Consider the following 25,549-nt stretch of genomic DNA (forward strand, 5'->3'; position numbering starts at 1 on the left):
CGGGCACAAGGCCCGGGATGACGGTGTTTAGGGCTGTCCCTACCGCCGCCGCACCGGCTTGGCCGGCTTCGGCGGCGCGGGCGGCGGTGGCGGCGGGGCGGTCCAGTCGAAGGCCATCAGCAGGGTTCGCTCCTGCGGGGCGTCGTTGTCGTCCGACAGGATGTAGATCCGCGTCGCGCCGGACGGGCTCCTGCTGAGCGCGATCCCCTCGAAATTGTCGCGGGTGACCGCCCCGTCCAGGGTCAGGGTGGCGGCCAGGTACTGCCGGGCGGCCGGGGCGCGGGGGTCGATCACGAACCGCACCTGGCCGCGCCAGCCGCGGATCGGGTCATAGGCCCGGAACAGGGCGGCGACCGACTGGCCCTCGAAGGCCGCGAAGCTGGTCAGGCCCCAGGTGAAGTCGGGCGGCGACTGCGGCGTCTGGCCGACGCAAGGGGCCGACAGCCGGCACAGCCACACCTCGCCCTCCTCGCCGCCCACCAGATAGGCGTCGGGGCCGGCGATCGGATAGGCGGTCAGGGCCTCCATGCCCTCGTTGTCGGGGAAGGTGGTGCTGGGCTTGTTGACGGCCCGCGGCAGGCCGTAAGTCCCGTCCGGCTGGCGCGGATAGAGCCAGATCCGATGGTCGCGCTCGAAGCTGACCAGGCGATCGCCGTTGGGCAGGATCGCCAGGCCCTCGGCGTCGGCCTTCTCCTTGCCCTGCAGCGGCTGGCCGTCCAGGCCCTTCAGCGGCGACAGCTTGCCGTCGGTCAGGCCGACCAGGCGGCCGGCCTCGTCCAGCTTCAGCCGGGCCTCGAACAGGTCGCCCTCGTCGCCGATCGCCACCAGGCCGCCGTCGGGGCCGAACTTCAGGTCCGACAGGCCGTGCAGGCGCTGGGTGTCGGGACTGCTGATCGCGATCCCGCCGGCATAGACGAAGCGACCGACGGACACGGGAGGCGGATTGGCCGCGCTCAGCGGCACGGGCGTGGCGACCACGCCAATCTCCGGCCCGGCCTTGACCGGGGCCACCGGCAGCACGGCTGGCTGCGGCGGCGCCTTGGCGCACTGACCCAGCGCCACCGAGGCCAGGCCCAGGACGAGAAAGCCGCGCAGTCCGATCACGCGGGAACCTTGCGGGAGGGCTTGGGCGGCCCCTTGGAGATTGGGGGCTGCACGGTCGGCGGGGCGGCCAGAAGGCCCCTGGCCCGCTTGACCGCCTTGGGCTCCTCGTCGAACAGCCCGGCCAACTGGTCGACCAGGGCGCCGCCCAGCTGCTCGACGTCGACGATGGTCACCGCCCGGCGGTAGTAGCGCGTCACGTCGTGGCCGATGCCGACGGCGATCAGCTCGACGGGGCTCCTGGTCTCGATCTCGGCGATCACCTGCCGCAAGTGGCGCTCCAGATAGTGGCCCGAATTGACGCTGAGGGTGGAGTCGTCCACCGGCGCGCCGTCGGAGATCACCATCAGAATGCGGCGGGCTTCGGGCCGGCCGATCAGCCGCTGGTGGGCCCACATCAGGGCCTCGCCGTCGATGTTTTCCTTCAGCAGGCCCTCGCGCATCATCAGGCCCAGGTTCTTGCGGGCCCGGCGCCAGGGCGCGTCGGCGCTCTTGTAGATGATGTGGCGCAGATCGTTCAGCCGGCCGGGCGCGGGCGGCTTGCCGGCCTTGATCCACTCGTCGCGGGCGCTGCCGCCCTTCCAGGCCCGGGTGGTGAAGCCCAGCACCTCGACCTTGACCGCGCAGCGCTCCAGGGTGCGGGCCAGGATGTCGGCGCAGACGGCGGCCACCATGATCGGCCGGCCGCGCATCGAGCCGGAATTGTCGATCAGCAGGGTCACGACGGTGTCGCGGAACTCGACGTCCTCTTCCTGTTTGAATGACAGGGGAGCGGTGGGGTCGATGATCACCCGGGTCAGGCGGGCGACGTCCAGCATCCCCTCCTCCAGGTCGAAGGTCCAGGCGCGATTCTGCTGGGCCAGCAGGCGGCGCTGCAGCTTGTTGGCCAGGCGCGAGACGACGCTGGAGAAGGCCGCCAGCTGCTGGTCCAGATAGGCGCGCAGGCGGGTCAGCTCGTCGGCGTCGCACAGGTCCTCGGCCGGCACCACCTCGTCATAGGCCGTGGTGAACACCTTGTAGGCCGGCTCGCCCGCGCCGCCCTGGCCCTGGTCCGGACGCGCCGGCTTGGCGCCGTCGCCCATCTCCGGGGCTTCCTCGGTGTCCTCCGGGTCGCCGTCTTGCTCGGACTGGACCATCTCCTCGTCGCCGGCCTCGGACTCGCGGTCGGAGGTCTCGGCCTGCTCGGGCTGGGCGCCGTCGGACTGCTCGCCCTCGCCTTCGCCGGAATCGTCCTCGGAGGCCTCGGTGTTCTGGTCCTCGTCGCCCTCGTCCTCGTCGGACTGTTCGGTGGCGTCGGACATCTCCTCGCCCAGGTCCAGGTCGCGCAGAATCTCGCGGGTCACCCGGGCGAAGGCGGCCTGGTCGTCGATGGCGGCGGCCAGGCGGTCAAGATCCTTGCCGGCCCGGGCCTCGATGTCGGCGCGCAGGATGTCGACCAGGGCCTTGGCGCCATCGGGCGGCGCGTCGCCGGTCAGGCGCTCGCGGACCATCAGCGACAGGATCTCGGCCATCGGCGCGGACTGGCGGTCGGTGGCGATGTTGCGGGTCAGGCCCTGCTTTTCCAGGCGGGCCTCGAGGGCGGCGGTCAGGTTGGCGCGCACCCCGCCCAGGGCGTTCGAACCGATGGCTTCCAGCCGCGCCTGCTCGATGGCCTCGAAGGCCGCCTGGCCGTCGGGCGAGCCGGGACGGGCCCGGGCGTGGGCGACGGCGTCGTGGTGGGCCAGGCGCAGGGCCATCTGGTCGGCCAGGCCGCGGATGCGGGAGGCTTCCTTGGGATTCAGGTCGCGCGGCGGATGCGGCAGCACCGCCCGGTTGCCGACCAGGCTGGGGCCCTCGCCGGAGAACACCACCTCCAGGTCGGGGGTCTCGGCGAGCGATCGCGCCGCGTGGGCCAGGGCGCGCTTGAACGGTTCGGTCGGGCTTTCGGGCTTGGAGGCCATGGGGGATGGGTTACCGAGCCAGCGCCCTTAACACAAGACGCCGAAGGGGCGCGGACGGGAACGGGGCGCGCCAAGGCCGCGTTGCCTTCAGCAAGCCCGCGCGCGGACGGGCGCAGCCGTCGAGGAAACCACCATGCTGAAATGGGCCGTCATCCTGGCGATCGTCGCCCTGGTCGCCGGCGCCCTGGGCTTCACCGGTATCGCCGGCGCGGCGGCGGGGATCGCCAAGATCCTGTTCTTCCTGTTCCTGATCGGCTTCATCGTCGTCGCCGTCCTGGGGGTGACGGTGTTCAAGAGCGTGACGAAGTAGCTCACTGCGTCCTTCGAGGCCCGCTGCGCGGGCGCCTCAGGATGAGGAGCTTGGTGCTGAATTCCTCATCCTGAGGTGCTCGGCGCAGCCGAGCCTCGAAGGACGCACCGCGCCTCAACGGCCTACTTCGCCGCCCCATAAGCCTTCGACTGCTCCCCCACCACCGCCACTAGGTCGCCCATGGTCAGGTTGACGTCCACCAGGTGCAGCCCCCAGTCCTTCAGCGGCTGGCCCAGCACCAGCAGGTCGCCGGGGATGTTATCGGCGCGGGGGTCGGCCTTGTCGGGGTGGACCGTGACGGCCAGGTAGTCGAAGCCGCCCTGGCTGACGCACTCGGCCGAGACCAGGCCCGGCAGTTCGACGAACGGCGTCGAGACCGTCGCGTCCTTGGTCCAGACCGTGGCCGGGCGCATGGCCGTGCCCATGATCGTGTGGTCGGCGAAATAGCTGCGCAGCGGCGCCGAGCCGCCGGCCAGGGCCGCGGGGTTGACGCAGGCGGCCTTCATCCCCGGCTCGGCGACCTTGCCGAAGAACTTGCTGCTGGCCGGCGGCGGGCTGTCGGCGCGGAACGAGACATAGGAGATCACGCAGCCGGTCTGGCCGGCCTTGCGACACAAGGGCAGTGAGCCATAGGCGTCCATGGCGGGATCGACGGGCGTGTTCATGCCCAGGATCAGGGCCGAGACCAGCTGCTTCTGCACAGGCTTGCCGTCGATCTCCTCCTTGATCAGCCGCAGCAGGATGCGCGAGCCCTGCGAATGGCCGACCAGCACCACACCGCGACCGTGGTTGTCGCGGGCCAGGTAGTCCCTCCAGGCGGCCAGCACATCGGCATAGGCCAGCTCGCCGTCGCCGTTCGAGGCCTGGCCCATCATCACCTTGCGCAGGGCGGCGATGGTCACCTGGCGGTAGCTGGGGGCGTACAGCCTGCAGACCTGGCCGAAGCGCGCGAACTGCTGGTCAGCCACGGCCTTTTCCGGCAGGTCCGGCGTCATGTCGCTGTTGCCGCCGGGATCGCTGGACACCGTGGGATAGACGTAGAAGCAGTCGATCGGGGCCTCGGGATCGGCCTTGAACGGCTCGATCCGGGTCGAGCCGTCCGCCTGGACCACCGTGGCGGTCTGGTCGGCGGCGCAGGCGTCGGCCCGGCCGGGCCGGCACAGCCAGTTTTCGTCCTGGGCGTAGTCGTTCGGCGTCACCGGACCGGCCGGCGCCGGCTGGGCGCAGGCGGTCGCACCCAGGCCCAGCATGGAGACCAGGCCCAGCGCGACCCACAGCTTGCGTGACATTCCACCCCTCCAACGCGTGTTCGGGCGGAGGATGGCTTGGGACGCGTTGGAAGGGAAGGGCTCGCGGGTGCAGGCGGCTGCGCTGGACGCCCCCTCCGTCACGCTGCGTATCCGCAGCGCGCCACCTCCCCCGCGATGCGGGTGAGGAGCGGCGGTCCTCTCCTCCCCCGTGAAACGGGGGAGGTGGCGGCGAAGTCGACGGAGGGGGCGTCCCGCGGCTAAGCCGGCAGCCACCGGCGCGGGAACTTGTCGCCCAGGGCCCGGGCCTCGCCGGGTCTCAGGCCCAGTTCGCGCATCTTGAAGGCGACGACCTCGCGCAGGGCCTCGACGGGCTCGCGGCCGCCGGACGGGCTGGAGGCGACGGGGCCGGCCTGCATGGCCAGGTCGACCGCCGCCCATTCGGCCTGGGCGCGGTCGGGCTTGCCGACGGCGAAGTAGTGGCGGACGGGCAGCCGCTCGCCGGCCACCTCGACCATCACGCCGACGACCCAGCCTTGAACGATCAGATCGGCGTCGGGGCGCTGGCGGAACATGGGACGGGTGTAGCGATTTCCCGCGACGGCTCAAGCGTCGCCGCAATTGACCATAGCGTCGCCGCAAATCGGCCCGGCGCACCGACGCAACCTTCGGGCGTGGGGCGGGCGGAGACGGATCCATGGTCGTGCGGGGGCGATGGCGAGCGCGGCTGGCGGCCGGCGGGGCGGGCCTGGCGATCAACGTCGGCCTGCTGGCCCTGCTGACCCTGGAGCGCCGGCCGCCGGCGATGGTCGAACCGCCGACGGTGGTGATCGCCCTGGAGCCGCGCCAGGCCCGACCCGAGCCCAAGCCAGAGCGGCGGACCACGCCGACCCCGCGCGCGGGGGCGCCCTCCCCCGCCCGTCCACGACTGCAAACGCCGCCGCCCGGCGTCTCGCCCCTGGTGCTGCCGGCGACTCCGGCCGGACCGGACCTGTCGCGGACCGTGGAGCCCAGGTGGCGGGTAGGCGGGGGCGAGTATCTGGACCCGGCCACCGCCCGCCGAGCCCGCAAGATGTGGGAGGCCGCCGAGGACCGCCGCTACAAGCGCGCGTGTCTGGGCCAATCCAGCGAGCACATGACCGAGGAAGAGAAGTTCGCCTGCTGGGACGCCTGGAGCGGCGGCGGGCCGATGACCGGCCCGGGCGGCCGACGCCCCGGCCGGCCCTCGCCCGGCTTGCCCGTCGATCCGCCGCGGGCCCGCCCTGGAAGTCCTAGCCCAGCACCTGGAACGCCGCCTGGCTGACCAGGCCCAGGGTCAGCCACAGGGCCAGACCCAGAACGATGTAGACGGCCTTGGGGGTACGCCGGTTACGGAAATGGTGGATCTCGTGTCTCGCCATGACCAGCCTCCTGGACGCCTCCTGCGTCCGCGGAGTCAGAAACGAGCTTCGCCGCGCTTTCGCTGCACGGGTTAACGCGACCGTGATCGGTTATCCACAAGCGGGGCGGGAACCGGTGAGCAGGCTCGCCTCGCCAGGACCGAGGCTCAGGCGCGGGGGTCCATCGCCCGCAGCGCCATGGCGCTGTCCACCACCTGCTCCATGCGGACGATCTGGCCGTCCTTGAACGTATAAAGGTGGGCGAAGGTCGCGGTCATGGCCTTGCCGGTGGCGCGGTAGGTGCCCGAATAGACCCCGAAGGCGGCGACGTGCTCGCCGTCCTCGAGATAGGTGTGCGGCTCGGCGCGGTAGTCGATCCATTCGGCAGCCAGGCGCTGGAAGACGTTGGCGGCTATGGCGTCGAAGCCGACATAGGTCCCGGCATAGGGAAAGCCGGCCGCTTCGGTCCAGGACGCGTCGGGCGCGAGCACCGCCCGCAGTCGCTCGCCCTTCTGGGCCGGCGAGGCCTCGTAGGTGCCGCGTATGACGTCCTTGTTGGAGGTCATCTCAGCCCCACTTCATTTCGCCGGTGGCGACCTTGGCGCCGATCTGCAGGGCCACGCCCATGCCGGCGTCCGGATAGCGGGCGGTCATCGCCGCGATCAGGGCGGCGGAGTCCTTGGCCTTGGCCAGTTCCTGCTCGAAGGCCAGCAGATAGTCGCGGGTGTAGGTCAGCGCCGCCGGGCCGGTCGGCGCCGCGAGCGTCATGTGGCCGGGCACGACCACGGCCGGCTTGCGGGCCAGCATGGCGTCCAGCTGCCGGACCCAGGCCGCGCGGGCCTCGGCGCCCGCCGTGTCGGCGGTCCAGACATGGACGCCGGAAAACACCAGCACGCCGCCGAAGATCGCCGAAAGCGACGGCGCCCAGAGGTAGCGGCGATTGGCCAGGCCCTGGACCGGGACGATCTGAATGACCTGGCCGTCGACCGTCAGGTGATCGCCGTCGAAGGCGGTCGGCATGACGATGTCGGCCAGGGTCTTGGGGCCGTTGTCGCCCAGCTGCGGACCCCAGGTGGCCAGCTTCTTCTCGACGCTGGCCTGGATCGCCGCGATGGTGTCCGAGGCGGCCAGCACCTTGGCGTCCGGGAAGGCGGCCTTGATCGGTCCCAGGCTGAAATAGTAGTCCGGGTCGCTCTGGCTGACATAGACGGTCGTCAGCTGGCGGCCCGTGGCCTTGACGGCGTCGGCCAGCGCCCGGCCGTCGGGCAGGGTGAAGCCGCCGTCGATCAGCACGGCCTCCTTGGGGCCCCAGACCAGGACCGGCGCGCGGAAGAAGCCGGTCTCCCCGGCGGGGAAGGCCTTCCAGTCGAGCGTGACGCCGGCGGCCAGGGCGTCGCCTTGGCCGGCGAGGGTTGCGGCGGCGCCGCCTGCGATCATCGTCATCATCAGTCTCCGGGTGGGCATGAGGGGGCTCCTGATCCGCCCGCAGGATGCGCCCGGCCGATTGCGCTGCGAAGGTCGGGAAAATACACTGATCGTATGTCACAGACATACAATCACCGGGACGGCGCCGATCGCGGCCTCAACAATCTCAAGCGCATGGCCTATTTCGCCGAGGTGGTCGAAACCGGCTCGTTCACGGCGGCGGCCGATCGGCTGGGCATCACCAAGGCGGTGGTCAGCCAGCAGGTCGCCAAGCTCGAGCGCGCGTTCGAGACCACCCTGCTGGTCCGCACCACCCGCAGCGTGCGGCCGACCGAGGAGGGCCGCGCCTTCTACGAACGTTGCGCCCGCGTGCTGTCCGAGGCCCAGGAGGCCTTCGACGGTCTCGAGGCCGACGACCGCGCGCCGACCGGCATGCTGCGGCTGACCGCGCCGTTCGACTATGGCGTCGCCGTCGTCGTCCCGGCGATCGCCGAGTTCCACCGGCGGTTTCCCGCCTGCACCGCCGACCTGGTGATCAGCGACCGGACCCTGGATCCGGTCGAAAAGGACATGGAGCTGGCGATCCGGGTCGGCTGGCTGACCGACAGCGCCTTGCGGGCGCGGCGGATCGGATCCTTCCAGCAGATCCTGGTCGCCAGCCCGGCCCTGGCGGCCCGCCTCGGCGACGACGCCGAGCCCGGCCAGGTCGCCGGCCTGCCCTTCGTCGCCAACAGCGTCCTGCGCGACCCGCTGGGCTGGACCTTTTCCAACGGCGAAGGCCAGCAGCGGTCGGTGCGGGTGTCGGCGGCGCTGGCGATCGACGCCACCCTGGGGGTTCTGGAGGCGGTGCGGGCCGGCGTGGGCCTCTCGGTCCTGCCGGACTATGCGGTGCAAGCCGACCTGGCCAGCGGCCGCCTGGCGCGCGTGCTGCCCGCCTGGAGCCTCGAGAGCGGCGGGATCTACGCCGTCACGCCCGCCACCCGCTTTCGGCGCGCCCGGGTCACGGCCTTTCTCGACATCCTGGCCGCGTGGGAGCGGCGTCGGACGCAAGCGCAATAGCCAAAAGAAAAAGGGCGGGACCTTTCGGCCCCGCCCTCCTCATTTCGTTCAGCTTGAGCTGACCGGACTTCTTAGAAGTCCATGTCGCCCATGCCGCCCATGCCGCCGCCGGGAGGACCGCCGGCGCCGCCGCCCTTCTTGGGCGCCTCGACGATGGCGGCTTCGGTGGTGATCAGCAGGCCGGCCACCGAGGCGGCGTCCTGCAGGGCGGTGCGGACCACCTTGGCGGGGTCGATGACGCCGTCGGTGATCAGGTCGACATACTGCTCGGTCTGGGCGTTGAAGCCGAAGGTGGCCGAGTCGCTTTCGAGGACCTTGCCGACCACGATCGAGCCTTCGACGCCGGCGTTCTCGGCGATCTGGCGGATCGGAGCCTGCAGGGCGCGACGGACGATGGCGATGCCGGCGGTCTGGTCGTCATTGTCGCCGACCAGGGTCGCCAGGGCCTTGGAAGCCTTCAGCAGAGCCACGCCGCCGCCGGGGACGATGCCTTCTTCCACGGCCGCGCGGGTCGCGTTCAGGGCGTCGTCGACGCGGTCCTTCTTTTCCTTCACCTCGACTTCGGTCGAGCCGCCGACGCGGATGACCGCCACGCCGCCGGCCAGCTTGGCCAGACGCTCTTGCAGCTTTTCCTTGTCGTAGTCCGAGGTGGTGTCCTCGATCTGCTTCTTGATCTGCGAGATGCGGGCCTCGATGGCCGACTTCTCACCGACGCCGTCCACGATGGTGGTGTCGTCCTTGGTGATCGAGACCTTCTTGGCCTTGCCCAGCATGTCGAGCGAGACGTTCTCGAGCTTGATGCCGAGGTCTTCGCTGACGACCTGGGCGCCGGTCAGGATGGCGATGTCTTCCAGCATGGCCTTGCGGCGATCGCCGAAGCCCGGAGCCTTGACGGCGGCGACGCGCAGGCCGCCACGCAGCTTGTTGACCACCAGGGTGGCCAGGGCTTCGCCCTCGACGTCCTCGGCGATGATCACCAGCGGACGGCCCGACTGGACGACGGCTTCCAGCACCGGCAGCAGCGGCTGCAGCGACGACAGCTTCTTTTCGAACAGCAGGATGAGCGGCTCTTCGAGCTGGACTTCCATCTTGTCGGCGTTGGTGATGAAGTACGGCGACAGGTAGCCGCGGTCGAACTGCATGCCTTCGACGACGTCGAGTTCGGTCTCGGCGGTCTTGGCTTCCTCGACGGTGATGACGCCTTCGTTGCCGACCTTGTCCATGGCCTTGGCGATCATCTCGCCGACGTCCTTGTCACCGTTGGCCGAGATGGTGCCGACCTGGGCGATCTCGTTGTTGGTGGTGACCTTCTTCGACGACGCCTTGATGGAGTCGACGACGACGTGGACGGCCTTGTCGATGCCGCGCTTCAGGTCCATCGGGTTCATGCCGGCGGCGACCGACTTGAGGCCTTCCTGGACGATGGCCTGGGCCAGCACGGTGGCGGTGGTGGTGCCGTCGCCGGCCTTGTCGTTGGTCTTGGACGCGACTTCGCGGATCATCTGCGCGCCGAGGTTCTCGAACTTGTCAGCCAGTTCGATTTCCTTGGCGACCGAGACGCCGTCCTTGGTCGAGCGCGGGGCGCCGAACGACTTTTCGATCACGACGTTGCGGCCCTTGGGGCCCAGGGTCACCTTCACCGCGTTGGCGAGGATGTTGACGCCGCGCAGCATCTTGTCGCGCGCGTCGGAGGAGAAATAGACGTCTTTAGCGGCCATTTGAGAGCCCTTCTAAAAGAGAAACTTGGAGTCGAAAGCGGAGGACAGGTCGGGCTTACGCCTCGACGATGCCCAGGACGTCGCTTTCCTTCATGATCAGCAGATCCTGGCCGTCCACCTTCACTTCGGTGCCGGACCACTTGCCGAACAGGATGCGGTCGCCGGCCTTCACGTCCAGGGCGACGATGTCGCCCTTGTCGTTGCGGGCGCCGGGGCCGACGGCGACGACTTCGCCTTCCTGCGGCTTTTCCTTGGCGGTGTCGGGGATGATGATCCCGCCCTTGGTCTTGGTTTCTTCTTCGACACGCTTCACCAGGACGCGGTCGCCGAGAGGGCGAAATTTCATGACTCGTTCTCCGTCGGGACGGTTTCATTTAAGGTCCGTCGGCAAGCGGGGAGCGTCGCTGTTAGCAGTCGCTCCCATCGAGTGCCAACGCCGGGCAGGAGTTAGGACCGGCGGCGGGGTGAGTCAAGGACGACGGTCGCCGATTTCCTGTGGGCGAACCCGCCCCGGGACCGGCGCCGGTCCGGCGACGGACATAGATAGGGAGGAAGACGGCGGCATGAAGACGATGAACGCCTCGAACCTGGCCCCGGCCCTGGCCCTGATCGGCCTTCTGACCCTTTCGGCCGGGCTGGCCGCCTGCGCCACCGCCGCGCCGCCCGCGCCGCGGGTGGTCACCGAGGCCGACGCCGGCCCGGTCGCGCTGGCGCGCGGCCAGCGCCTGGAGGTGCGGCTGTCGTCGAACGCCGGGACCGGCTACGCGTGGCGGCTGGACCGCGAGGCCTCGCCCCTGGTGCTGGGCGGCGGCTCCAGCCAGGACGTCGCCGCCTCTCCCGGCCTGCCCGGCGGGCGGCTGACCACCGCCTACAGCTACCAGGGGGCCGGTCGCGGCCGGACCGACCTGGTCTTCACCTTCAAGCGCCCCTGGGAGCCGGACAAGCCCGGCGACCGCAAGGCGGTGTTCAAGGTCAGGGTGCGCTGATGATCGACCATGTCAGCCTGACCGTTCGCGACGTCGCCGCGTGCAAGGCGTTCTACGACGCGGTCTTCGCGCCGCTGGACATCGAGATCGTGCACCATGTCAGCGCCGAGGAGAGCGGCACGGTCGCCTATATGGGCTACGGCCCGCGGGCCGACGGCCGAAGCCACCAGGCCGGCAAGCCCAGCTTCTGGATCGCCGGCGCCGAGACGCCGCAGGCGCCGATCAGCGCGGCCCCCATGCACATCGCCTTCGTCGCCGCGACGCGGGCCCAAGTGGACGCCTTCCACGCCGCGGCCCTGGCGGCCGGCGGCGCGGACAACGGGCCTCCCGGGGTTCGGCCGCATTATCACCCCAACTACTATGGAGCCTTCGTGCTCGACCCGGACGGCCGCAATGTCGAGGCCGTCTGCCATGCGCCCGCCTAGAGCATCGCGCGGAAAAGTGGATGCCGGTTTTCCGCGAAAGCGATGCGAAAACAAAAATCTAGAGCAAGCCGTGCGATTCCTGTATCGCGCGGCTTGCTCTAGGGCCCCCGAAAAGCGGTTGGAGACCAGATCGGCGTGACGATTTCGAGCTACGGCCTTGCCCTCGTCCTGGCGATGATCGCCTGCGTGATCGGCGGGGTGCTGGGCGGCCTGACCCTGGTCCGGCCCGGCGCGGTTCTCGGCCTGACCGCCCTGGACGACGACGCCGGCGACGGCGACGAGGCCACGCCCGCCGCGAGCGCCCGGATCGCGGGCAAGACCGAGGGCCGGGCCCTGGGCGGCCTGCTGATCCTGTCGCACGCCGCCGCGGCCCTGTTCCTGGGCTACCAGTCGCATGTCGGGGCGGCCATGGCCTTCGCCCTGGCCATGGCCTGGGCCGGCGCGGCCCTGGGCCGCGCGGTCTCGGCCCTGGTCGACCGGGCGCGCGGCCGCTTCAACCTGGGCAGCCTGGTCTTCGAGGTGATGATCGCCGTCACCCTGTCCCTGCCGTTCTTCAACCCCGGCCGGCTGGTGGTGCTGCGCGGGCACGGGATGCTGGTCTGAGACCTGCCCCGCGAAGGTCCTCCCCCTGTGGGGGAGGCGATCGCGCAGCGATCGGTGGGGGGAGTTCTGGGACCGCCGATTACGATCCTGCTGGCCACAGGCCAATCCCCCCTCCGTCGGCTGCGCCGACACCTCCCCCATGGGGGGAGGACCTGTTAGGCTTCCCCCCATGACCCAACGCCCCCTCCTCCGCCGCGAGATCCTGGTCGGCGCCGGCCTGCTGGCCGCCTTCCCGGCCGCCGCCCAGACGACCCCGGCTCCGGCGCCCAAGCCGCCGGTCTATGTCGCCCTCGACACCCCGCAGGGTCGGATCGTCATCGAGCTGGCCGTGGCCCAGGCGCCGATCACCACCGCCAACTTCCTGCGCTATGTCGACAGGAAGCTCTACGACAAGGCGACCTTCTTCCGGGCCTCGCGGGCGCCGGGAGCGGTGGACTACGGCCTGATCCAGGGCGGGCTGCAGAACGTCGGCGCCCTGCCGCCGGTCGCCCACGAGCCCACCAGCCAGACCGGGCTGAAGCATGTCGACGGAACGGTCTCGATCGCCCGCACCGCGCCGGGCACGGCCACCTCGGACTTCTTCATCTGCATCGGCGACGCGCCCTATTTGGACGCCAATCCGGCCGGAACCGGCGACAACCTCGGCTTCGCCGCCTTCGGCCGCGTGGTCCAGGGGATGGACGTGGCCAAGAAGATCCTGGCCCTGCCGACGCCCGGCAAGGCGATCAATCCGGTGATGAAGGGCCAGATCCTCGACCCGCCGGTGCCGATCACCTCGGCCCGCCGCGTCGCGGCCCCGACGGGACCGGACGTGACGGCCCCGCCGAAGCTCTGAAGCGAGCCCCCACCGGATTGGCGCCCCCCTCCACCGGCCACAGGGCTATCGCCTATAGATTTGCTCTGAAAAAAGCTGTCATCCCGGACAAGCTCGGCGAAGCCGAGCGCCGATCCGGGACCGCCGCAAGCGCCGCGTTCACGCCCCGGTCCCGGATCTTCGCGCTGCGCGCTCGTCCGGGATGACAAACGTTTTTGGCCATATGCGATAGCCCCCCACCGGCCGCGCCGAGCGGACTTTTCGAAGGCCCAGGATGGGGTGAGCGAGGTGTCTCACCTCAACGGCAAATGCAGCTCCGCCGCCGTGCCTTGTTCCGGCGTGTCCAGGAAGAAGCGTTGGCAGTAGATCGGGAAATCGCGCATGTCCTCGCCGCTGGCCGGCAGCCAGTCACGGTAGAGATAGAGGGCGGCGGGCTCCAGATTGTGGGTGTCGCCCGTCACCCGCAGCACCGCGCAGCGCCCGCCGGGGATTTCGCCTTCCCGGACCCCCTCGCCGTCGATTTTCTGGTCGGCGGAGACGCCGACGCACAGGTCCATCCGATAGTCGGCTGGATTGGCGGGCCGCCGCTCGGTGTACCAGATGTTGAAGGTCGAACTGGTCTTGGGCGTCAGTCCAGCCGCCTTGCGCCAGGCGATGAACCGCTCGCGGGTGACGTCGAAGGTCTCCGGGTCGCCCCGGTGCTCGAACATCGCCACGCGGGTCGGCCCCACCTGGCGGATCGTGACCTGGTCGGGGGTGAAGGTCTCTTGCATGATCTTGCTCCTGGCTGCGTTGAGCGGCGAAATGGCCGCAAGCCACGGCTCCCATTCGGGAGATTTCCGGAAACGCGACGGCGACTGCGCGAACCTCTGCCGAAAGGCGCGGGCGAAGGCGTCGGGCGACTCGAAGCCCGCGTCCATGGCGATTTCGGTGACGCTCACCCCCTGCCCGTCGGCCAACTGTTTCGAGGCTCGCTTCATGCGGGCCAGCTGGACATAGTGGTGCAGCGAGATTCCGAAGGTCGCCTTGAACTGCCGATGGAAATGGAATTTCGAGAACGCCGCGACGCCGCTCACCGCCTCCAGATCCAGATCGCCGTCCAGATGCCGGTCGATGTGGTCCAGCACCCTCTGCATCCGGGCATGGTAGTGGTCGAGCGTCGCCGTCATCATTCTCATCCGCTGTGACGATCCTAGCTTGCCGCGCGCGGCCGTCGTGCGCTCGACCGATCTTGCGGTTTGGCGGGCGACGGCGCGACGCTGGTGAGATTGGCCCACCAAGGGGTCGGAAGCGGACGCCGGCTCACCGGTAGCGGTAGAGCTTCACCCGCTGGATCTGGAACGGGTCGGGAGCGAGGCGGATGTGGCGGCCCTGGTGGGTCTGGTCGCCGTTCAGGGTCCGGCCGGGAACCCAGCGACCCTGGGCGTCGAACACGCCCTCGACCGCGCGGTCGATGCCGGCCAGGGCGGGGCCGTTCCCGGCGCCCGCGAAGGTGACGACCAGGCCTCGGCCGGCGATCAGGTACTCTTCCGGACCGATCTGGATGATCAGCCCGCCGTGGGCGGCGGTCTTCTGGTCGGCCTTGGGCGTCCACGGATCCAGGAAACCGACGGTGAACACGTAGTCGCCCAGCGTCTGGACGACCGGCTGGTCCTGCACCGTGCCGTCCTCCAGCACGCGCGGCTTGAAGCCCGCCATTCTCCCCTTGCCCTGGGCCGCCAGGATCGCCGGGGTCAGTTGCCGCAACACGTCATAGGCCTGGGTCATGGCGGCCTCGGCCTTGGGATCGGCGTTCTCCACCTGGAACGGCGAGAAGCCCAACGCGTCCAGCTCGCCGATCGCGTAGAAGGCGTTGGCCGGCGTCTCGGGCGCGCCGACATTGTTGGCCTCGGGGATGAACAGCGCGTTGTCCGGGCGCTTGTAGCGGCCGGCCAGGTCGCTGAAGTTGGGGAAATAGATGTCGGGCGAGATCAGGTCGACGCTGGGCGCGCCGGTCTTCCAGACGTCGATCAGGTGCGGCAGCGGCCCGCCGCTGGGATACTCGCCCGGCGCCTTGCCCGTGCGGTTCAGGGCGACATTGACGTACATCGGCAGCGGATAGGCGGCCTTGCCGGCCCGGGTCACGGCCTCGGCGTAGCGGGCGTAGAACCAGGCGGTGAACACCTCCTGGCCGGCGTCGCCGTCGCCGAACACCTGCGCCCAGGTTCCGGAGGTCTTCGCCCCATGGGCCCGCCACAGGGCGCGCAGCTCGGGCTCGATCGCCTCGCCGCCGGCCGCCAGGCGCCTGAGCAGTTCGGGCGGGACGGGCGCGGCCCAGGCGGCGTTGGCTGCAGGGCCCCATTCGCGGGCCACCGGCAACATGCCGATCTCGTTCTCGACCTGGACCATCAGCACCGTGCCCTGGACGTCGACCGCCTTCAGGTGAGCCAGCAGGGCGGCGTAGGCCCGGGCGTCGGCGTCGCGGGTCTCGGCCGAGAAGGCCGACAGGATCTCCCGGCTGACGCCATTCGCCGCCTTGGCGCGCGGGAAGCGGACGTCGTCGCGCTTCACCCACGACGGGACATAGGTCGACATGCTGTTCTTCCAGGCCCCGAACCACAGCAGCACCAGGCGCATGTCCTGGGCGCGGGCGTCCTTCAGCAGGCCGTCGACGCTGGCGAAGTCGTAGGCCCCCTCCTTCGGCTCGATCAGCTCCCACGAGACCGGCGCCAGCACGGTGTTGAGGTTCATGGCCTTCAGCTTGGGCCAGTACTTGGCCATGTAGGCCGGGCTGGAGGCGCTGGAATTGCCCAGCTCGCCGCCCAGCACCAGCATCGACTTGCCGTCGACCACCAGCCGCCGGGCCGAACCCTGGGCCTCCAGGCGGGGCATGTCGGCGAAGGCGGTTTGGGCGAGCAGCAGCCAAGCCGCCAGAGCCAGTCCGAGAGCCGCGGCGCCCTTCGAGCGCGGCCGGCGCGCTCGGTTCTGGAGACGTCCCTGATCCATACGCTTCCCCGTCTCGGCTCGGCGTCCTGTCGCGCCGTGACCGATGATAGCGCTAACACATCTTACAGGCGGCCTGAAGAGGTCAGACCTCTAGTGTCGTCAGACCGTCAGCGTCCTGAGCAGGACAAGGCCGGTCTCGGTTTCCAGCCGCAGGCGATAGGCGCCGGGCCGCAAGAACAGGACGGCCGAGGCGGCCTCCGGCGCCAGCACCAGCTGGTCGGCCGGGACGGCCTGGTCGGAATCGACCGCATGGACGGCCTGGAGAAGCACCGTCGCCGCTCGCGGTCCGGGCGCGGCCACCTCCACCCGGCGGCGCTCGCGGTCGGCGGCCAGCCAGCCCGGGCGGCCGGCGACGTCGGCCAGGGGCGGATGGAACACGGCCAGGTCGGCCCCCGCCGACACCGCCCCGAACCACCCGTCCGATCCTCGCACCACGATCGAATCGGCGGGCTTGAAACGCTCCAGCACCGCGATCGTCGGCGGCGGGTCGGCGCCATGAGGCCCGAACGAACCGGTGTAGGCCTGGGAGACACATAGGGGGTCGATCCCCGACTTTTCCTTCAGCCGAGCGGCGAACCACGACAGGCCTCGATGGTCGGGGGTCTTGCGCAGGTGGGCGTAGCCGCAATGGACCACCACCCGCGACCCGGGGTTCGGCGCCAGCACGTCGGCGATGAAGTTGTCGGCTTCGGCCGTATCGCGGCGCACCATGGCGGCCAGCTTCTCCTCGCCGCTCACCCGCTGGTCCGCCCGCTGCTCGTACGACGCCAACCGGTAGCCCAGGCCGGCCGCCTCGCGGACCGCCTCGGCATAGACCGGGTCGTGCAGGTAGAAGCCCAGGCTCGGATCCAGGGCGGCGCCGGCCTTGTAGGTCCGCACGGTGGGCGCGCCGGGTTCTCGGCTATTGAGGAAGTCCTCGGCGGCCAGGACGTCGAAGCCCAGCGGCCGCAGGGCCCGCAGCACCCGCGCCAGGAACCCGCGGTGGCGCGAGGCGACATGGGCCTCGTTGAGCATGACGACGCGGCGGTCGCGCGCCGCCTCGACGATGGCGGCCAGCGCGTCCTGGGCCGTCGCGTCGGCCGGCAGGGGCGCTGCGTCCTTGGGTCCGAGGCCGGCCGAGGCCAGGGCCGTGGCCTCATCGCCGATGAAGGAGGCCATCTGCTGCAGGCCCGGATTCTTCGGCGCGGCCTGGATGGCTCGCCAGACGGGCAGGTAGCGGCACTCCAGGAACAGACGGGTCTGGGGGCTCGGCTCCGCCGGGGCCGGCGGAGCCTGCGCCCTGGCCAGGCTGGGAGCCATGCTCGCCGCCGCCAGACCCGTCGCCACGCCCCTGCGCGTCATGTCCATCGCACCGCCCTCCCCGACTGGAGCGACAGCTTCGCCTCAAGATTGCAGACTTACAAGCGTCCTGCGGACCCCTACCGCACCGGGCAGGTCACCCACTGATAGGCTTGGGCCATCACCCCGCCGTCGGCGCGGATCAGCGTCACGCCGCTGGCCTCGCCGCCCGCGTCGCTGACCTCGGCGCAGCCGCCGGAGCGGATCTGGGCCGAATAGCCGTGCTTGCGGTCGGCCTTGTAGGTCCCGTCCGGATTGACCCAGACCGAGGCGTAGGAAAACCGGATCGGGCCGCCGCCATGGACCCGCTCGCCGGGGCGGTAGAACCCGTCCAGCACCAGGGCCTCGGCCTTGGGGATCTTGCGGGCCCGCATCCAGCCGATCACCTCGGTGAAGCAGGCGTCGCCCAGCAGCTGCTCGCCGCGCTCGGCGCAGCCCGGGCGGTTGCCCATGACCACCGGCAGGACCGCGCCATAGGCCTCGTAGGTGGCGACGGGCGGCGGGGCGGGCGGCGCGCCGCAGCCGGCCAGGGCCCGCTCGTGCACCCGATCGCCGGCCTCGACCTCGAAGTCGACCGGGCTGGCCAGGCCGCAGCCGGCCGGGGCGGCGAGGCTGGACTTGTCGAACCAGCGCTTGTCGGCCTTGAAGCCCCCCTTGCCCTTGCGCTTGAGCACATATTGCTCGGTCTCCCTCGCCGCCAGCACCACGCCCGGCGCGACCGGCCGCTTGGCGCCGATCACGTCCAGCTCCTTCAGCTCGGGCCGGAAGGCCAGTTCGGCGATCCCGGCCGCGAAGCAGACGCCGTCGCGCAAGATCGCGTCGGGCGGGCAGTCCGGACGCGGGGCGGCCAGCTGCCGGGGCGCGCCCAGCACCTCGACCGTGGCGGTGGCCGGCCAGCGCTCGCCAGGCTCGTTCTGCCCGATTGGCGGCCGGCGCGGGCCGCCATAGCCGATCGGCGGGACCGGCCCGCCGCAGCTGACGGCCTGGACCTCGCGGGCGACCAGCTGGCCGTCGCGGATGTCGAGCCGGTAGTCGACGCCCCGGCCGATCGCGTAGCAGTCGCGCGGGACCCGCACGGAGGAGCTGGGCAGGGTCACCGGAACGACCCGCGGCCCGCCGCCGGCCAGCGTCACGTCGTACAGGCGGTAGGCCTCGCCGATCGGGCCGGAGATCACCGTCCCGGCCCCGCCGCCGGCGGCCGGGGCGGTCAGGACCCGGCCGGCGGTCGCGCCCCGCGCCTTCATACCCGCCAGCACCGCCTCCAGGCAGGCGCCGTCCGGCAGTTGGGCGGACCGGGCGCAGCGGGCGCTGGGCGTGGCGACCGGCAGGACCGCGCCCAGCACGTCGCGCAGCTCGCCATAGGCCGGCTCGCGGATCAGCCGCATGTCCGAGGTCTGGGCCGAGGCCGCGCCCGCCCCTGCTCCGATCAGGCCGATCGCCAGGAGGAGGCCCAGGCCCCCGTGCTTGATGTCCGCCATCGCCACCCCCGTGGTTGTCCCGGCCAGGATCGCAACCTTGAGCGTGAAAGGCAATGCCGCCACCTGCCGCCATTCTGCTGACATCCGCTGTCAGCAGGCCCCCTAGCCTTCCCGCCCGCGCGGACCTACCTTCCCGGCATGGCCCGATCCTCCGAGACCCCTGCCGGCGGCGTTTCCGACGTCTCCGCCAAGTTCATCCATGATGTCGCCCTGGACGCCGAGGTCGACGCCGCCTCGACGCCCATGCTGTGGACCCCGCACCGCCCCGCGCGGCCGGCGAAGTCCGAGGGCGGCAAGCGGTTCAAGCTGGTCAGCGACTACGAACCGGCCGGCGACCAGCCGACCGCTATCGCCGAGCTCGTCGCGGGCCTGGAAGGCCAGGAAAACGACCAGGTGCTGCTGGGCGTCACCGGCTCGGGCAAGACCTTCACCATGGCCAAGGTCATCGAGGCCACCCAGCGCCCGGCCCTGATCCTGGCCCCCAACAAGACCCTGGCCGCCCAGCTCTACAGCGAGATGAAGAGCTTCTTCCCCGACAACGCGGTCGAGTACTTCGTCAGCTACTACGACTACTACCAGCCGGAAGCCTACGTCCCGCGCACCGACACCTATATCGAGAAGGACAGCTCCATCAACGAGCAGATCGACCGCATGCGCCACTCGGCGACCCGGGCGATCCTGGAGCGCGACGACGTCATCGTGGTGGCCAGCGTCAGCTGCATCTACGGCATCGGCTCGGTCGAGACCTACACGGCCATGACCTTCACCCTGGAGGTCGGCCAGACCATCAACGAAAAGCAGATGATGGCCGACCTGGTCGCCCAGCAGTACAAGCGCAACGACGCCGCCTTCGAGCGCGGCACGTTCCGCCGCCGCGGCGACACCATCGAGATCTTCCCCGCCCACTACGAGGACCGCGCCTGGCGTATCAGCCTGTTCGGCGACGAGGTCGAGGCGATCAGCGAGTTCGACCCGCTGACCGGCAAGAAGACCGGCGACCTGGACAGCATCAAGGTCTACGCCAACAGCCACCACGTCACCCCGCGCCCCACCCTGCGCCAGGCGATCATCTCCATCCGCGCCGAGCTCAAGGAGCGCCTGGCCTGGCTGGAGGCCAACGGCAAGCTGCTGGAGGCCCAGCGCCTGGAGCAGCGGACCAATTTCGACCTGGAGATGATCGAGACCACCGGCTCCTGCGCCGGCATCGAGAACTACAGCCGCTACCTGTCGGGCCGCCGGCCGGGCGAGCCGCCGCCGACCTTCTTCGAATACATCCCCGACAACGCCCTGCTGTTCACCGACGAGAGCCACCAGACGGTCCCGCAGATCGGCGCCATGTACAAGGGCGACCGCAACCGCAAATGGACCCTGGCCGAGTACGGCTTCCGCCTGCCCAGCGCCCTGGACAACCGCCCCCTCAAGTTCGAGGAGTGGGACGCTATGCGGCCGCAGTCGATCCACGTCAGCGCCACACCGGCCAAGTGGGAGCTGGAGCGGGCCGGCGGCGTCTTCGCCGAACAGGTGATCCGCCCCACCGGCCTGATCGACCCGCCGGTCGAGGTCCGCCCGGTCTCCAAGGACGGGGCCAGCCAGGTCGACGACGTGGTCGACGAGATCCGCCAGACCAAGGCCAAGGGCTACCGCACCCTGGTCACCGTCCTGACCAAGAAGATGGCCGAGGACCTGACCGAATACCTGAACGAGCAGGGCATCGCCGTGCGCTACATGCACAGCGACGTCGACACCATGGAGCGGATCGAGATCATCCGCGACCTGCGCCTGGGCCAGTTCGACGTGCTGGTCGGCATCAACCTGCTGCGCGAGGGCCTGGACATCCCCGAATGCGGCCTGGTCGCCATCCTCGACGCCGACAAGGAAGGCTTCCTGCGCTCGGAGACCAGCCTGATCCAGACGATAGGCAGGGCAGCGCGCAACATCGACGGCAAGGTCATCCTCTATGCCGACCGGGTGACCGGCAGCATGGAGCGGGCCATGGACGAGACCGCCCGCCGCCGCGAGAAGCAGCACGCCTACAACCTCGAGCACGGCATCACGCCCGAGAGCGTCAAGCGCGACATCAAGGACATCCTCAACAGCCCCTACGAGCGCGGCGACCGGGTGCTGGTGCCGATCGGCGGCATCGGCGAGGGCAAGGACGCCAAGCCGTTCAGCGGCGACAACTTCAAGGCCGCGCTCAAGGACCTGGAGGCCCGCATGCGCGAGGCCGCCGCCAATCTGGAGTTCGAAACCGCGGCCCGCCTGCGCGACGAGATCAAGCGCATGAAGCTGATGGACCTGGAATTCGCCAACGAGGCCCTGACCGCCCCGGGCGAGGCGGTGGACAAGGCGATGCCCAAGCGGGTGCGGGCGGAGCTAAGGGCGGAGCAGGCGGAGGCGTTTCGGAAGGGGCGGTTGTAGAGGCAGCCCAAAAAAAGAAGAAAAACAAATCATGAACAACTAGCGCTTGCAATGGCGCCGCTTCCCCTCAAGCTAAGCGTGCGAGGGGGACAACGGTCATGCCTAGAAGGCTCTTCCGGCCCCGAAAATCCTAATGTGCTCGCTGGAAAGGCTAGGTGTTTCAGGTCATGTTGCTCAGGATGAATCGCCTCCCCCATCCCATTCCCTACCAAGGCTCAAAGCGTAGCCTGGCGCCACTTATCGCCCCTTATATTCCGCAGGACATCGACACTTGGTATGAGCCATTCGCGGGCTCTGCCGCGATGACCCTATGGGCCGCACACCATGGGATCGCCCGTCGTTATGTCATCAGCGATGTTTTGGCTCCAATTTCTGAGCTATGGCGCACAATCATCACCGATCCCGAAAATACCGCGAAGCAATATCATGATATATGGAGCGGCCAAGCGACTGCAGGAACGGAATATTTCAACAATATTCGTAGCCGATACAATCGGCATAGAGATCCAATAGATCTTCTATATCTCATCTGCCGTTGCGTTAAAAATGCTGTCCGCTTCAGTAAGAAAGGCGACTTCACCCAATCACACGACAAGCGTCGCCTGGGCATGAGGCCCGAAAGAATGCGAGAAGCCATATTTGGAGCAGCCCACATTCTTCAAAATAAGGTCGAAGTCAGATGTGGCGATTGGCTGGACACCACAACGGATAGCAGGATCATCGACTTTGTCTATATGGACCCACCCTATTTAGGGACGACTGTGGGGCGAGACAAGCGATATGCTGAGCAACTTCAGCTGGATCGACTGACAGCAGGCCTGTCCTTACTGAGAGCAAGAGGCGTTCGGTTTGCTTTATCGTATGATGGCATGACGGGCGGTAAAGTCTACGGAGAGGCCTTGCCAGAGCATCTCTCACTAACGCGACTTTTGCTACATGCTGGGAGATCGAGCCAAGCAACGCTTGCTGGTCGCCACGAAGAAACCATTGAAAGCCTATATTTGTCTCCAGGCCTAGCGTCACCATTCGATGGAGTTTTAACGCGGGAGAACCCTCAAGGAATCTTCACCTTCGCTCGAGCGAGCTGAAGCAGATACTCCCCTACAGATAGACCAGAAATACCGGCCAAGCCACGCAAGCGATCATAAACATCCACATCATCACCTTGCCAGACTAGATCTGTGCGGCGAATTTGCTCCGTAGCAATATGTTCATAGTTTTCGGGGAAGGACCAAAAACAAGATTTACAAGTTGACACTACTCGCGCTTCGGGCTGCATATTTGGACAGCTCTCACATGACCACGATTTTGCCCGCTGACTAGATCCGTCGAGGAGCATGAACGCTTCGACGTCATGATCAGATAAACCAGCATCACCACCAATGCGATAAGGTATGCGGTGGTCAATTTGGAGCACTCGCTCGTCAAGCTTCGCGCCGGTTATACAATCAATTGAACCGTAGCGACGGATAAGTTCAGCTTTGAACTTTTTTGGAAACGCGGAGCGACCACCAACTCGTCCTTCCTGGATATCGGCTGCGACACCTAAGGCGTAGACCGCCATGCGCCTGCCAGTACGGGAGGTACCCTTGCCTGTGATGACCGGAATTCCAGCATCCCTTACGTCACCAACAGCACGCGGTGGGTGATTGTAACCGAGGTCGTTGATATCATCGGTGCTGATCCAACCTTTTTCGAGCATGACTCTCAGCACGTCTGCTCCGCGCCTAGACCAACCACTCGCTATGAGCTTTTGCGCCAGATCACGGATCGCGCGGTCTACCTGATTAGCCATGGTTAGCCTTTTCGGAACTGTGAACGTAATTCTCATGCTCAAGGTTAATCCGCGCTTTACACCCGTGCTTCAGCCTCCTTTGAGGACCTTCGGCTACCAGCCTCCGGTAAGGGAGATGCCTCCGCGAGTTGAAGTAGGCTATCTTGCAGGAGGCATCAGGCGCCGGCGGTAAGGCACGGTTGACGGCGCCCTGTCCCTGGAATGTTCTAGGACCGTGAGGAATCGCATGACCACCAATCCGCCGAACGCGAATCTACTAACGGCCGCGGAAGAAGTATTGAGACGGACTAATCGGCCAATGACGTGCCGAGAATTGGCCACAGAATCACTTAAGCTTGGCCTCATCAGAAAACATGGCACCACTCCGGAGAAAACACTATCCACATCCCTCAACAGAAGCATTACCAACAGAGGAATTTCTTCGCCATTTATTAAGGTGCATCGAGGGCTGTATGGGATAAATCCTCTTCACAAGTAAGTACTGATGGAAACAGGGTGGAAACAGAGACATGCACTCTTTTCGCCCTCTCATCCTTTCCCCGCCTCCTTCGCCGCCGCGAACCCCATGTCGATCGTCGCCGCCAGCGTGTTCTTCAGATAGGCCCGCGTGACACCGCCATAGGTGAAGCCCATGCGCCAGACGACGTACTCGTCGCCGAGGGCGGCGTCGGCTGGGAACAGGACGTCGCGCGAGGTGGCGAGGGCCTGGGCGGCCTGCGGGCTGGCGGTCTTCAGCGCGACGTCGATCTCGTACTCGGTGCAGGCCCGATCGGGTCCGTCGCCCTTGCACTGCATGCCCTTCCAGGTGACGGGCAGGCCGTCGGGGACCTCGGCGGTGATCAGCCAGCCGTGCTCTGGGGTCTGCTCTTCGGCCCTGATCCGGGAGCCGGCCTCGATCAGCAGCGTCCTGGCGTCGGCCTAGCGCAGGGCGATCCACACCGTCGGGACCGGGTCGTTGACCATCGGCGTGGACTCCGGCCTCGGCGCGCAGCCCGCCAAGGCCAGGGCCAGCAGCGCCCCGCTTCCGATCCGAACCATCCAACCCCCTCGAAGGGCAGGCGTCTCGCGCCCTGCCCCGCCTTACATCTCTCGTAGGCAGCAGCGTGCCGGTCTGGACAGGTCAGTCAAGGACGGCGCTCCGCGCCGCCGCGTCGCGGCCGGCCTCCGGCCGGTCCTTGAGCAGCCTGCCCAGACCGGCGATCGTCTCGCCGTGAAATGAAAGGCTGGCTCCTCTTCGCGAGGAAGGGCAAACATCGGCGTCATGACGACCAGCCCCGTGCGCCGCTTTCTCGACCGCCTGACCGGGCGCCGCCCCGCGCCAGCGGCGCCCAAGGGCTGGATCTGCGCTGCCTGCGGCCAGACGCATGACAAGCTTCCCGCTGTCGCGTTCTCCGCTCCGCTTGCCTGGGCCCAGGCCACCGAGCAGGAACAGGCCGACGACTTCGACCTGACCACCGACACCTGCATCTGGCGGAACGACGAGGGCGAGCACTACTTCGTGCGCGGCGTGCTGGAGCTACCGCTGACGGATCGCGAGGGCGTGCTGAGCTTTGGCGTGTGGACGAGCCTGAGCCGCGACAGCTTCTTCCGCTACCTGCCGACCTTCGAGGACGAGAACGAGGCCGACCGCGTCGACCTGCCGCCGATGTTCGGCTGGTTCTCCAACAGCCTGCCCGGCTATCCCGAGACCTTGAGCCTGAGGTGCAGCGTTCACGCCCGGACCGGCGCGCTCCGGCCGCTGATCGAGCTCGAGGAGACCGATCACCCGCTGTCGGTCGGCCGACGCCAGGGAATCCCCTTCCGCGAGGCGGTCGCGTACGTCCACGCCCACCTGGACCTCTGACCCCATGATCACCCTCGCCCACACCGACGCCGAGATCTTGGCCACCTTCGACGTTATGGCCCAGCTGCGGCCCCACCTCATCCGCGAGACCTATGTCGCCCGCATCCGCCAGCTGATGGCCAGCGACGGGTTCCGGCTGGCCTATGTGGCGCAGGACGGCGTGGCGCGGGCCGTGGCCGGGTATCGGGTGCTGGACATGCTGTATTGCGGCCGGTTCCTCAGCGTCGACGACCTGGTCGCCGACGCGCGGGTCCGCTCGCAGGGCCACGGCAAGGCGCTGCTGGACTGGCTGAAGGCCGAGGCCCGGCGCGAGGGCTGCGGCCACCTGGAGCTGATCTCCAACGTCGTCCGCGAGGCCGCCCACCGGTTCTATTTCCGCGAGGGCCTGGCCGTGGACGCGTTCCATTTCCGGGTGAAGCTGTAGGGGGCGTGGGCACGCTCTCACGGCGGGACCTTGGCCAGGTTCGCGGGGCGCTCGGCGTGAGTGCGCGTCCCTTTCCATACCCTCAGCGGCCAATCATGTGAGGCGGCGAAGCCGTGGCTATCAGATCCTCCCCCCGTGGGGGAGGTGTCGGCGCAGCCGACGGAGGGGGGAGTGATCGGCAGGCGGCCGCACCCCGGATCGCCGATCCCAAAACTCCCCCCACCGATCGCTGCGCGATCGCCTCCCCCACAGGGGGAGGAC

General features: G+C 68.6%; 27 protein-coding genes and 1 pseudogene. 12 read left to right on the top strand and 16 right to left on the bottom strand.

The window, feature by feature from the left end:
• Window positions 1–39: 39 nt before the first annotated feature.
• Window positions 40–1,104 carry an esterase-like activity of phytase family protein gene (locus tag ACSQ2G_RS15305; RefSeq protein WP_436032273.1) on the bottom strand — a complete coding sequence of 355 codons (1,065 nt, stop codon included), beginning with the start codon at window positions 1,102–1,104 and terminating at the stop codon, window positions 40–42.
• The gene (gene cobT, locus ACSQ2G_RS15310) at window positions 1,101–3,041 is read right to left on the bottom strand and encodes a cobaltochelatase subunit CobT (RefSeq protein WP_436032274.1); all 1,941 of its coding nucleotides are present in this window, start codon (window positions 3,039–3,041) and stop codon (window positions 1,101–1,103) included. The genes ACSQ2G_RS15305 and cobT overlap by 4 nt, the downstream gene beginning before the upstream one ends.
• Before the next feature lie 133 nt (window positions 3,042–3,174).
• Here cobT and ACSQ2G_RS15315 point away from each other — a divergent pair, with 133 nt between their 5' ends.
• The gene (locus tag ACSQ2G_RS15315) at window positions 3,175–3,351 is read left to right on the top strand and encodes a DUF1328 domain-containing protein (RefSeq protein ID WP_436032276.1); all 177 of its coding nucleotides are present in this window, start codon (window positions 3,175–3,177) and stop codon (window positions 3,349–3,351) included.
• Window positions 3,352–3,356: 5 nt separating this feature from the next.
• Here the strand turns inward: ACSQ2G_RS15315 and ACSQ2G_RS15320 are convergent.
• The 3 genes and pseudogenes from ACSQ2G_RS15320 to ACSQ2G_RS15330 form a co-directional block, all read right to left on the bottom strand.
• Window positions 3,357–3,469: pseudogene (locus ACSQ2G_RS15320) on the bottom strand (hypothetical protein); the annotation flags it as partial.
• 4 nt (window positions 3,470–3,473) lie between these two features.
• A complete protein-coding gene (locus ACSQ2G_RS15325; RefSeq protein ID WP_436032278.1) occupies window positions 3,474–4,640 on the bottom strand; it encodes a DUF3089 domain-containing protein in 1,167 nt (388 codons plus the stop codon).
• Between the two features lie 218 nt (window positions 4,641–4,858).
• Window positions 4,859–5,173, bottom strand: a complete 315-nt coding sequence (locus ACSQ2G_RS15330) for a hypothetical protein (protein WP_310081015.1) — start codon at window positions 5,171–5,173, stop codon at window positions 4,859–4,861.
• Between the two features lie 122 nt (window positions 5,174–5,295).
• Between ACSQ2G_RS15330 and ACSQ2G_RS15335 the strand changes: the two genes are divergently transcribed.
• Window positions 5,296–5,901: a hypothetical protein gene (locus tag ACSQ2G_RS15335; protein WP_436032280.1), complete on the top strand. Its 606-nt coding sequence runs from the start codon at window positions 5,296–5,298 to the stop codon at window positions 5,899–5,901.
• On the opposite strand, the gene ACSQ2G_RS15340 is transcribed toward ACSQ2G_RS15335, so the two are convergent.
• The 3 genes from ACSQ2G_RS15340 to ACSQ2G_RS15350 form a co-directional block, all read right to left on the bottom strand.
• Window positions 5,870–5,998, bottom strand: a complete 129-nt coding sequence (locus ACSQ2G_RS15340) for a hypothetical protein (protein WP_243692269.1) — start codon at window positions 5,996–5,998, stop codon at window positions 5,870–5,872. The genes ACSQ2G_RS15335 and ACSQ2G_RS15340 overlap by 32 nt on opposite strands.
• Before the next feature lie 146 nt (window positions 5,999–6,144).
• Window positions 6,145–6,543: a nuclear transport factor 2 family protein gene (locus tag ACSQ2G_RS15345; protein ID WP_436032282.1), complete on the bottom strand. Its 399-nt coding sequence runs from the start codon at window positions 6,541–6,543 to the stop codon at window positions 6,145–6,147.
• A 1-nt stretch (window position 6,544) separates the two neighbouring features.
• Window positions 6,545–7,420, bottom strand: coding sequence for an MBL fold metallo-hydrolase (locus tag ACSQ2G_RS15350; RefSeq protein WP_436032284.1), 876 nt, complete (start codon window positions 7,418–7,420; stop codon window positions 6,545–6,547).
• Window positions 7,421–7,516: 96 nt separating this feature from the next.
• Between ACSQ2G_RS15350 and ACSQ2G_RS15355 the strand changes: the two genes are divergently transcribed.
• Window positions 7,517–8,461 (top strand): LysR family transcriptional regulator, encoded by a 945-nt coding sequence (locus ACSQ2G_RS15355; RefSeq protein WP_436032286.1) that lies wholly within the window; start codon window positions 7,517–7,519, stop codon window positions 8,459–8,461.
• Window positions 8,462–8,532: 71 nt separating this feature from the next.
• On the opposite strand, the gene groL is transcribed toward ACSQ2G_RS15355, so the two are convergent.
• Window positions 8,533–10,179, bottom strand: coding sequence for a chaperonin GroEL (gene groL / locus ACSQ2G_RS15360; protein ID WP_310081020.1), 1,647 nt, complete (start codon window positions 10,177–10,179; stop codon window positions 8,533–8,535).
• 55 nt (window positions 10,180–10,234) lie between these two features.
• On the bottom strand, window positions 10,235–10,525 hold the full coding sequence (gene groES / locus ACSQ2G_RS15365; protein ID WP_028037871.1) for a co-chaperone GroES: 291 nt from the start codon (window positions 10,523–10,525) through the stop codon (window positions 10,235–10,237).
• 217 nt (window positions 10,526–10,742) lie between these two features.
• On the opposite strand from groES, the gene ACSQ2G_RS15370 reads away from it, so the two are divergent.
• The 4 genes from ACSQ2G_RS15370 (at window position 10,743) to ACSQ2G_RS15385 (ending at window position 13,028) form a co-directional block, all read left to right on the top strand.
• On the top strand, window positions 10,743–11,165 hold the full coding sequence (locus ACSQ2G_RS15370; RefSeq protein ID WP_436032288.1) for a protease inhibitor I42 family protein: 423 nt from the start codon (window positions 10,743–10,745) through the stop codon (window positions 11,163–11,165).
• On the top strand, window positions 11,165–11,590 hold the full coding sequence (locus ACSQ2G_RS15375) for a VOC family protein (protein WP_436032290.1): 426 nt from the start codon (window positions 11,165–11,167) through the stop codon (window positions 11,588–11,590). The genes ACSQ2G_RS15370 and ACSQ2G_RS15375 overlap by 1 nt, the downstream gene beginning before the upstream one ends.
• Before the next feature lie 141 nt (window positions 11,591–11,731).
• Window positions 11,732–12,193 (top strand): DUF4345 family protein, encoded by a 462-nt coding sequence (locus ACSQ2G_RS15380; RefSeq protein ID WP_436032888.1) that lies wholly within the window; start codon window positions 11,732–11,734, stop codon window positions 12,191–12,193.
• Window positions 12,194–12,362: 169 nt separating this feature from the next.
• Window positions 12,363–13,028 carry a peptidylprolyl isomerase gene (locus ACSQ2G_RS15385; protein WP_436032292.1) on the top strand — a complete coding sequence of 222 codons (666 nt, stop codon included), beginning with the start codon at window positions 12,363–12,365 and terminating at the stop codon, window positions 13,026–13,028.
• Window positions 13,029–13,300: 272 nt separating this feature from the next.
• Here the strand turns inward: ACSQ2G_RS15385 and ACSQ2G_RS15390 are convergent, their stop codons facing one another.
• From ACSQ2G_RS15390 to ACSQ2G_RS15405, 4 genes are all read right to left on the bottom strand, one after another.
• Window positions 13,301–14,176: an AraC family transcriptional regulator gene (locus ACSQ2G_RS15390; protein WP_436032294.1), complete on the bottom strand. Its 876-nt coding sequence runs from the start codon at window positions 14,174–14,176 to the stop codon at window positions 13,301–13,303.
• Between the two features lie 133 nt (window positions 14,177–14,309).
• Entirely contained in the window at window positions 14,310–15,992 is a 1,683-nt protein-coding gene (locus ACSQ2G_RS15395; protein WP_436032296.1) for a DUF5597 domain-containing protein, read from the bottom strand.
• Between the two features lie 99 nt (window positions 15,993–16,091).
• Window positions 16,092–17,339, bottom strand: a complete 1,248-nt coding sequence (locus ACSQ2G_RS15400; protein ID WP_436032298.1) for a hypothetical protein — start codon at window positions 17,337–17,339, stop codon at window positions 16,092–16,094.
• A gap of 71 nt (window positions 17,340–17,410) precedes the next feature.
• A complete protein-coding gene (locus ACSQ2G_RS15405) occupies window positions 17,411–18,871 on the bottom strand; it encodes a hypothetical protein (RefSeq protein WP_436032300.1) in 1,461 nt (486 codons plus the stop codon).
• Window positions 18,872–18,946: 75 nt separating this feature from the next.
• Here ACSQ2G_RS15405 and uvrB point away from each other — a divergent pair, with 75 nt between their 5' ends.
• Together uvrB and ACSQ2G_RS15415 are read left to right on the top strand one after the other, a co-directional pair.
• Entirely contained in the window at window positions 18,947–21,226 is a 2,280-nt protein-coding gene (gene uvrB / locus ACSQ2G_RS15410) for an excinuclease ABC subunit UvrB (RefSeq protein ID WP_436032302.1), read from the top strand.
• Window positions 21,227–21,381: 155 nt separating this feature from the next.
• The gene (locus tag ACSQ2G_RS15415; protein ID WP_436032304.1) at window positions 21,382–22,314 is read left to right on the top strand and encodes a DNA adenine methylase; all 933 of its coding nucleotides are present in this window, start codon (window positions 21,382–21,384) and stop codon (window positions 22,312–22,314) included.
• On the opposite strand, the gene ACSQ2G_RS15420 is transcribed toward ACSQ2G_RS15415, so the two are convergent.
• Window positions 22,281–23,021, bottom strand: a complete 741-nt coding sequence (locus ACSQ2G_RS15420) for a hypothetical protein (RefSeq protein ID WP_436032306.1) — start codon at window positions 23,019–23,021, stop codon at window positions 22,281–22,283. The two genes, ACSQ2G_RS15415 and ACSQ2G_RS15420, sit on opposite strands and share 34 nt — an antisense overlap.
• A gap of 226 nt (window positions 23,022–23,247) precedes the next feature.
• Between ACSQ2G_RS15420 and ACSQ2G_RS15425 the strand changes: the two genes are divergently transcribed.
• Window positions 23,248–23,499 carry a winged helix-turn-helix domain-containing protein gene (locus ACSQ2G_RS15425; RefSeq protein WP_436032308.1) on the top strand — a complete coding sequence of 84 codons (252 nt, stop codon included), beginning with the start codon at window positions 23,248–23,250 and terminating at the stop codon, window positions 23,497–23,499.
• A gap of 50 nt (window positions 23,500–23,549) precedes the next feature.
• On the opposite strand, the gene ACSQ2G_RS15430 is transcribed toward ACSQ2G_RS15425, so the two are convergent.
• The gene (locus ACSQ2G_RS15430; protein WP_436032310.1) at window positions 23,550–23,816 is read right to left on the bottom strand and encodes a hypothetical protein; all 267 of its coding nucleotides are present in this window, start codon (window positions 23,814–23,816) and stop codon (window positions 23,550–23,552) included.
• 466 nt (window positions 23,817–24,282) lie between these two features.
• On the opposite strand from ACSQ2G_RS15430, the gene ACSQ2G_RS15435 reads away from it, so the two are divergent.
• Together ACSQ2G_RS15435 and ACSQ2G_RS15440 are read left to right on the top strand one after the other, a co-directional pair.
• Window positions 24,283–24,864, top strand: a complete 582-nt coding sequence (locus ACSQ2G_RS15435) for a DUF2199 domain-containing protein (RefSeq protein ID WP_436032312.1) — start codon at window positions 24,283–24,285, stop codon at window positions 24,862–24,864.
• A gap of 4 nt (window positions 24,865–24,868) precedes the next feature.
• On the top strand, window positions 24,869–25,288 hold the full coding sequence (locus tag ACSQ2G_RS15440; RefSeq protein WP_436032313.1) for a GNAT family N-acetyltransferase: 420 nt from the start codon (window positions 24,869–24,871) through the stop codon (window positions 25,286–25,288).
• Window positions 25,289–25,549: the final 261 nt, after the last annotated feature.

Origin of the sequence: Caulobacter sp. LjRoot300, assembly GCF_964253875.1 — a bacterium.
Classification (GTDB): Bacteria; Pseudomonadota; Alphaproteobacteria; order Caulobacterales; family Caulobacteraceae; genus Caulobacter.

Bases quoted from the DNA above. Each gene is read 5' to 3' on its own strand.
- ACSQ2G_RS15395 (WP_436032296.1), bottom strand. From the start codon at position 15,992: ATGGATCAGGGACGTCTCCAGAACCGAGCGCGCCGGCCGCGCTCGAAG.
- ACSQ2G_RS15385 (WP_436032292.1), top strand. From the start codon at position 12,363: ATGACCCAACGCCCCCTCCTCCGCCGCGAGATCCTGGTCGGCGCCGGC.
- ACSQ2G_RS15330 (WP_310081015.1), bottom strand. From the start codon at position 5,173: ATGTTCCGCCAGCGCCCCGACGCCGATCTGATCGTTCAAGGCTGGGTC.
- ACSQ2G_RS15435 (WP_436032312.1), top strand. From the start codon at position 24,283: ATGACGACCAGCCCCGTGCGCCGCTTTCTCGACCGCCTGACCGGGCGC.
- ACSQ2G_RS15420 (WP_436032306.1), bottom strand. From the start codon at position 23,021: ATGGCTAATCAGGTAGACCGCGCGATCCGTGATCTGGCGCAAAAGCTC.
- ACSQ2G_RS15430 (WP_436032310.1), bottom strand. From the start codon at position 23,816: ATGCAGTGCAAGGGCGACGGACCCGATCGGGCCTGCACCGAGTACGAG.
- groL (WP_310081020.1), bottom strand. From the start codon at position 10,179: ATGGCCGCTAAAGACGTCTATTTCTCCTCCGACGCGCGCGACAAGATG.
- ACSQ2G_RS15425 (WP_436032308.1), top strand. From the start codon at position 23,248: ATGACCACCAATCCGCCGAACGCGAATCTACTAACGGCCGCGGAAGAA.
- ACSQ2G_RS15400 (WP_436032298.1), bottom strand. From the start codon at position 17,339: ATGGACATGACGCGCAGGGGCGTGGCGACGGGTCTGGCGGCGGCGAGC.
- ACSQ2G_RS15345 (WP_436032282.1), bottom strand. From the start codon at position 6,543: ATGACCTCCAACAAGGACGTCATACGCGGCACCTACGAGGCCTCGCCG.
- ACSQ2G_RS15315 (WP_436032276.1), top strand. From the start codon at position 3,175: ATGCTGAAATGGGCCGTCATCCTGGCGATCGTCGCCCTGGTCGCCGGC.
- ACSQ2G_RS15375 (WP_436032290.1), top strand. From the start codon at position 11,165: ATGATCGACCATGTCAGCCTGACCGTTCGCGACGTCGCCGCGTGCAAG.
- ACSQ2G_RS15350 (WP_436032284.1), bottom strand. From the start codon at position 7,420: ATGACGATGATCGCAGGCGGCGCCGCCGCAACCCTCGCCGGCCAAGGC.
- uvrB (WP_436032302.1), top strand. From the start codon at position 18,947: ATGGCCCGATCCTCCGAGACCCCTGCCGGCGGCGTTTCCGACGTCTCC.
- ACSQ2G_RS15370 (WP_436032288.1), top strand. From the start codon at position 10,743: ATGAAGACGATGAACGCCTCGAACCTGGCCCCGGCCCTGGCCCTGATC.
- cobT (WP_436032274.1), bottom strand. From the start codon at position 3,041: ATGGCCTCCAAGCCCGAAAGCCCGACCGAACCGTTCAAGCGCGCCCTG.
- ACSQ2G_RS15440 (WP_436032313.1), top strand. From the start codon at position 24,869: ATGATCACCCTCGCCCACACCGACGCCGAGATCTTGGCCACCTTCGAC.
- ACSQ2G_RS15340 (WP_243692269.1), bottom strand. From the start codon at position 5,998: ATGGCGAGACACGAGATCCACCATTTCCGTAACCGGCGTACCCCCAAG.
- ACSQ2G_RS15355 (WP_436032286.1), top strand. From the start codon at position 7,517: ATGTCACAGACATACAATCACCGGGACGGCGCCGATCGCGGCCTCAAC.
- groES (WP_028037871.1), bottom strand. From the start codon at position 10,525: ATGAAATTTCGCCCTCTCGGCGACCGCGTCCTGGTGAAGCGTGTCGAA.
- ACSQ2G_RS15335 (WP_436032280.1), top strand. From the start codon at position 5,296: ATGGTCGTGCGGGGGCGATGGCGAGCGCGGCTGGCGGCCGGCGGGGCG.
- ACSQ2G_RS15325 (WP_436032278.1), bottom strand. From the start codon at position 4,640: ATGTCACGCAAGCTGTGGGTCGCGCTGGGCCTGGTCTCCATGCTGGGC.
- ACSQ2G_RS15390 (WP_436032294.1), bottom strand. From the start codon at position 14,176: ATGACGGCGACGCTCGACCACTACCATGCCCGGATGCAGAGGGTGCTG.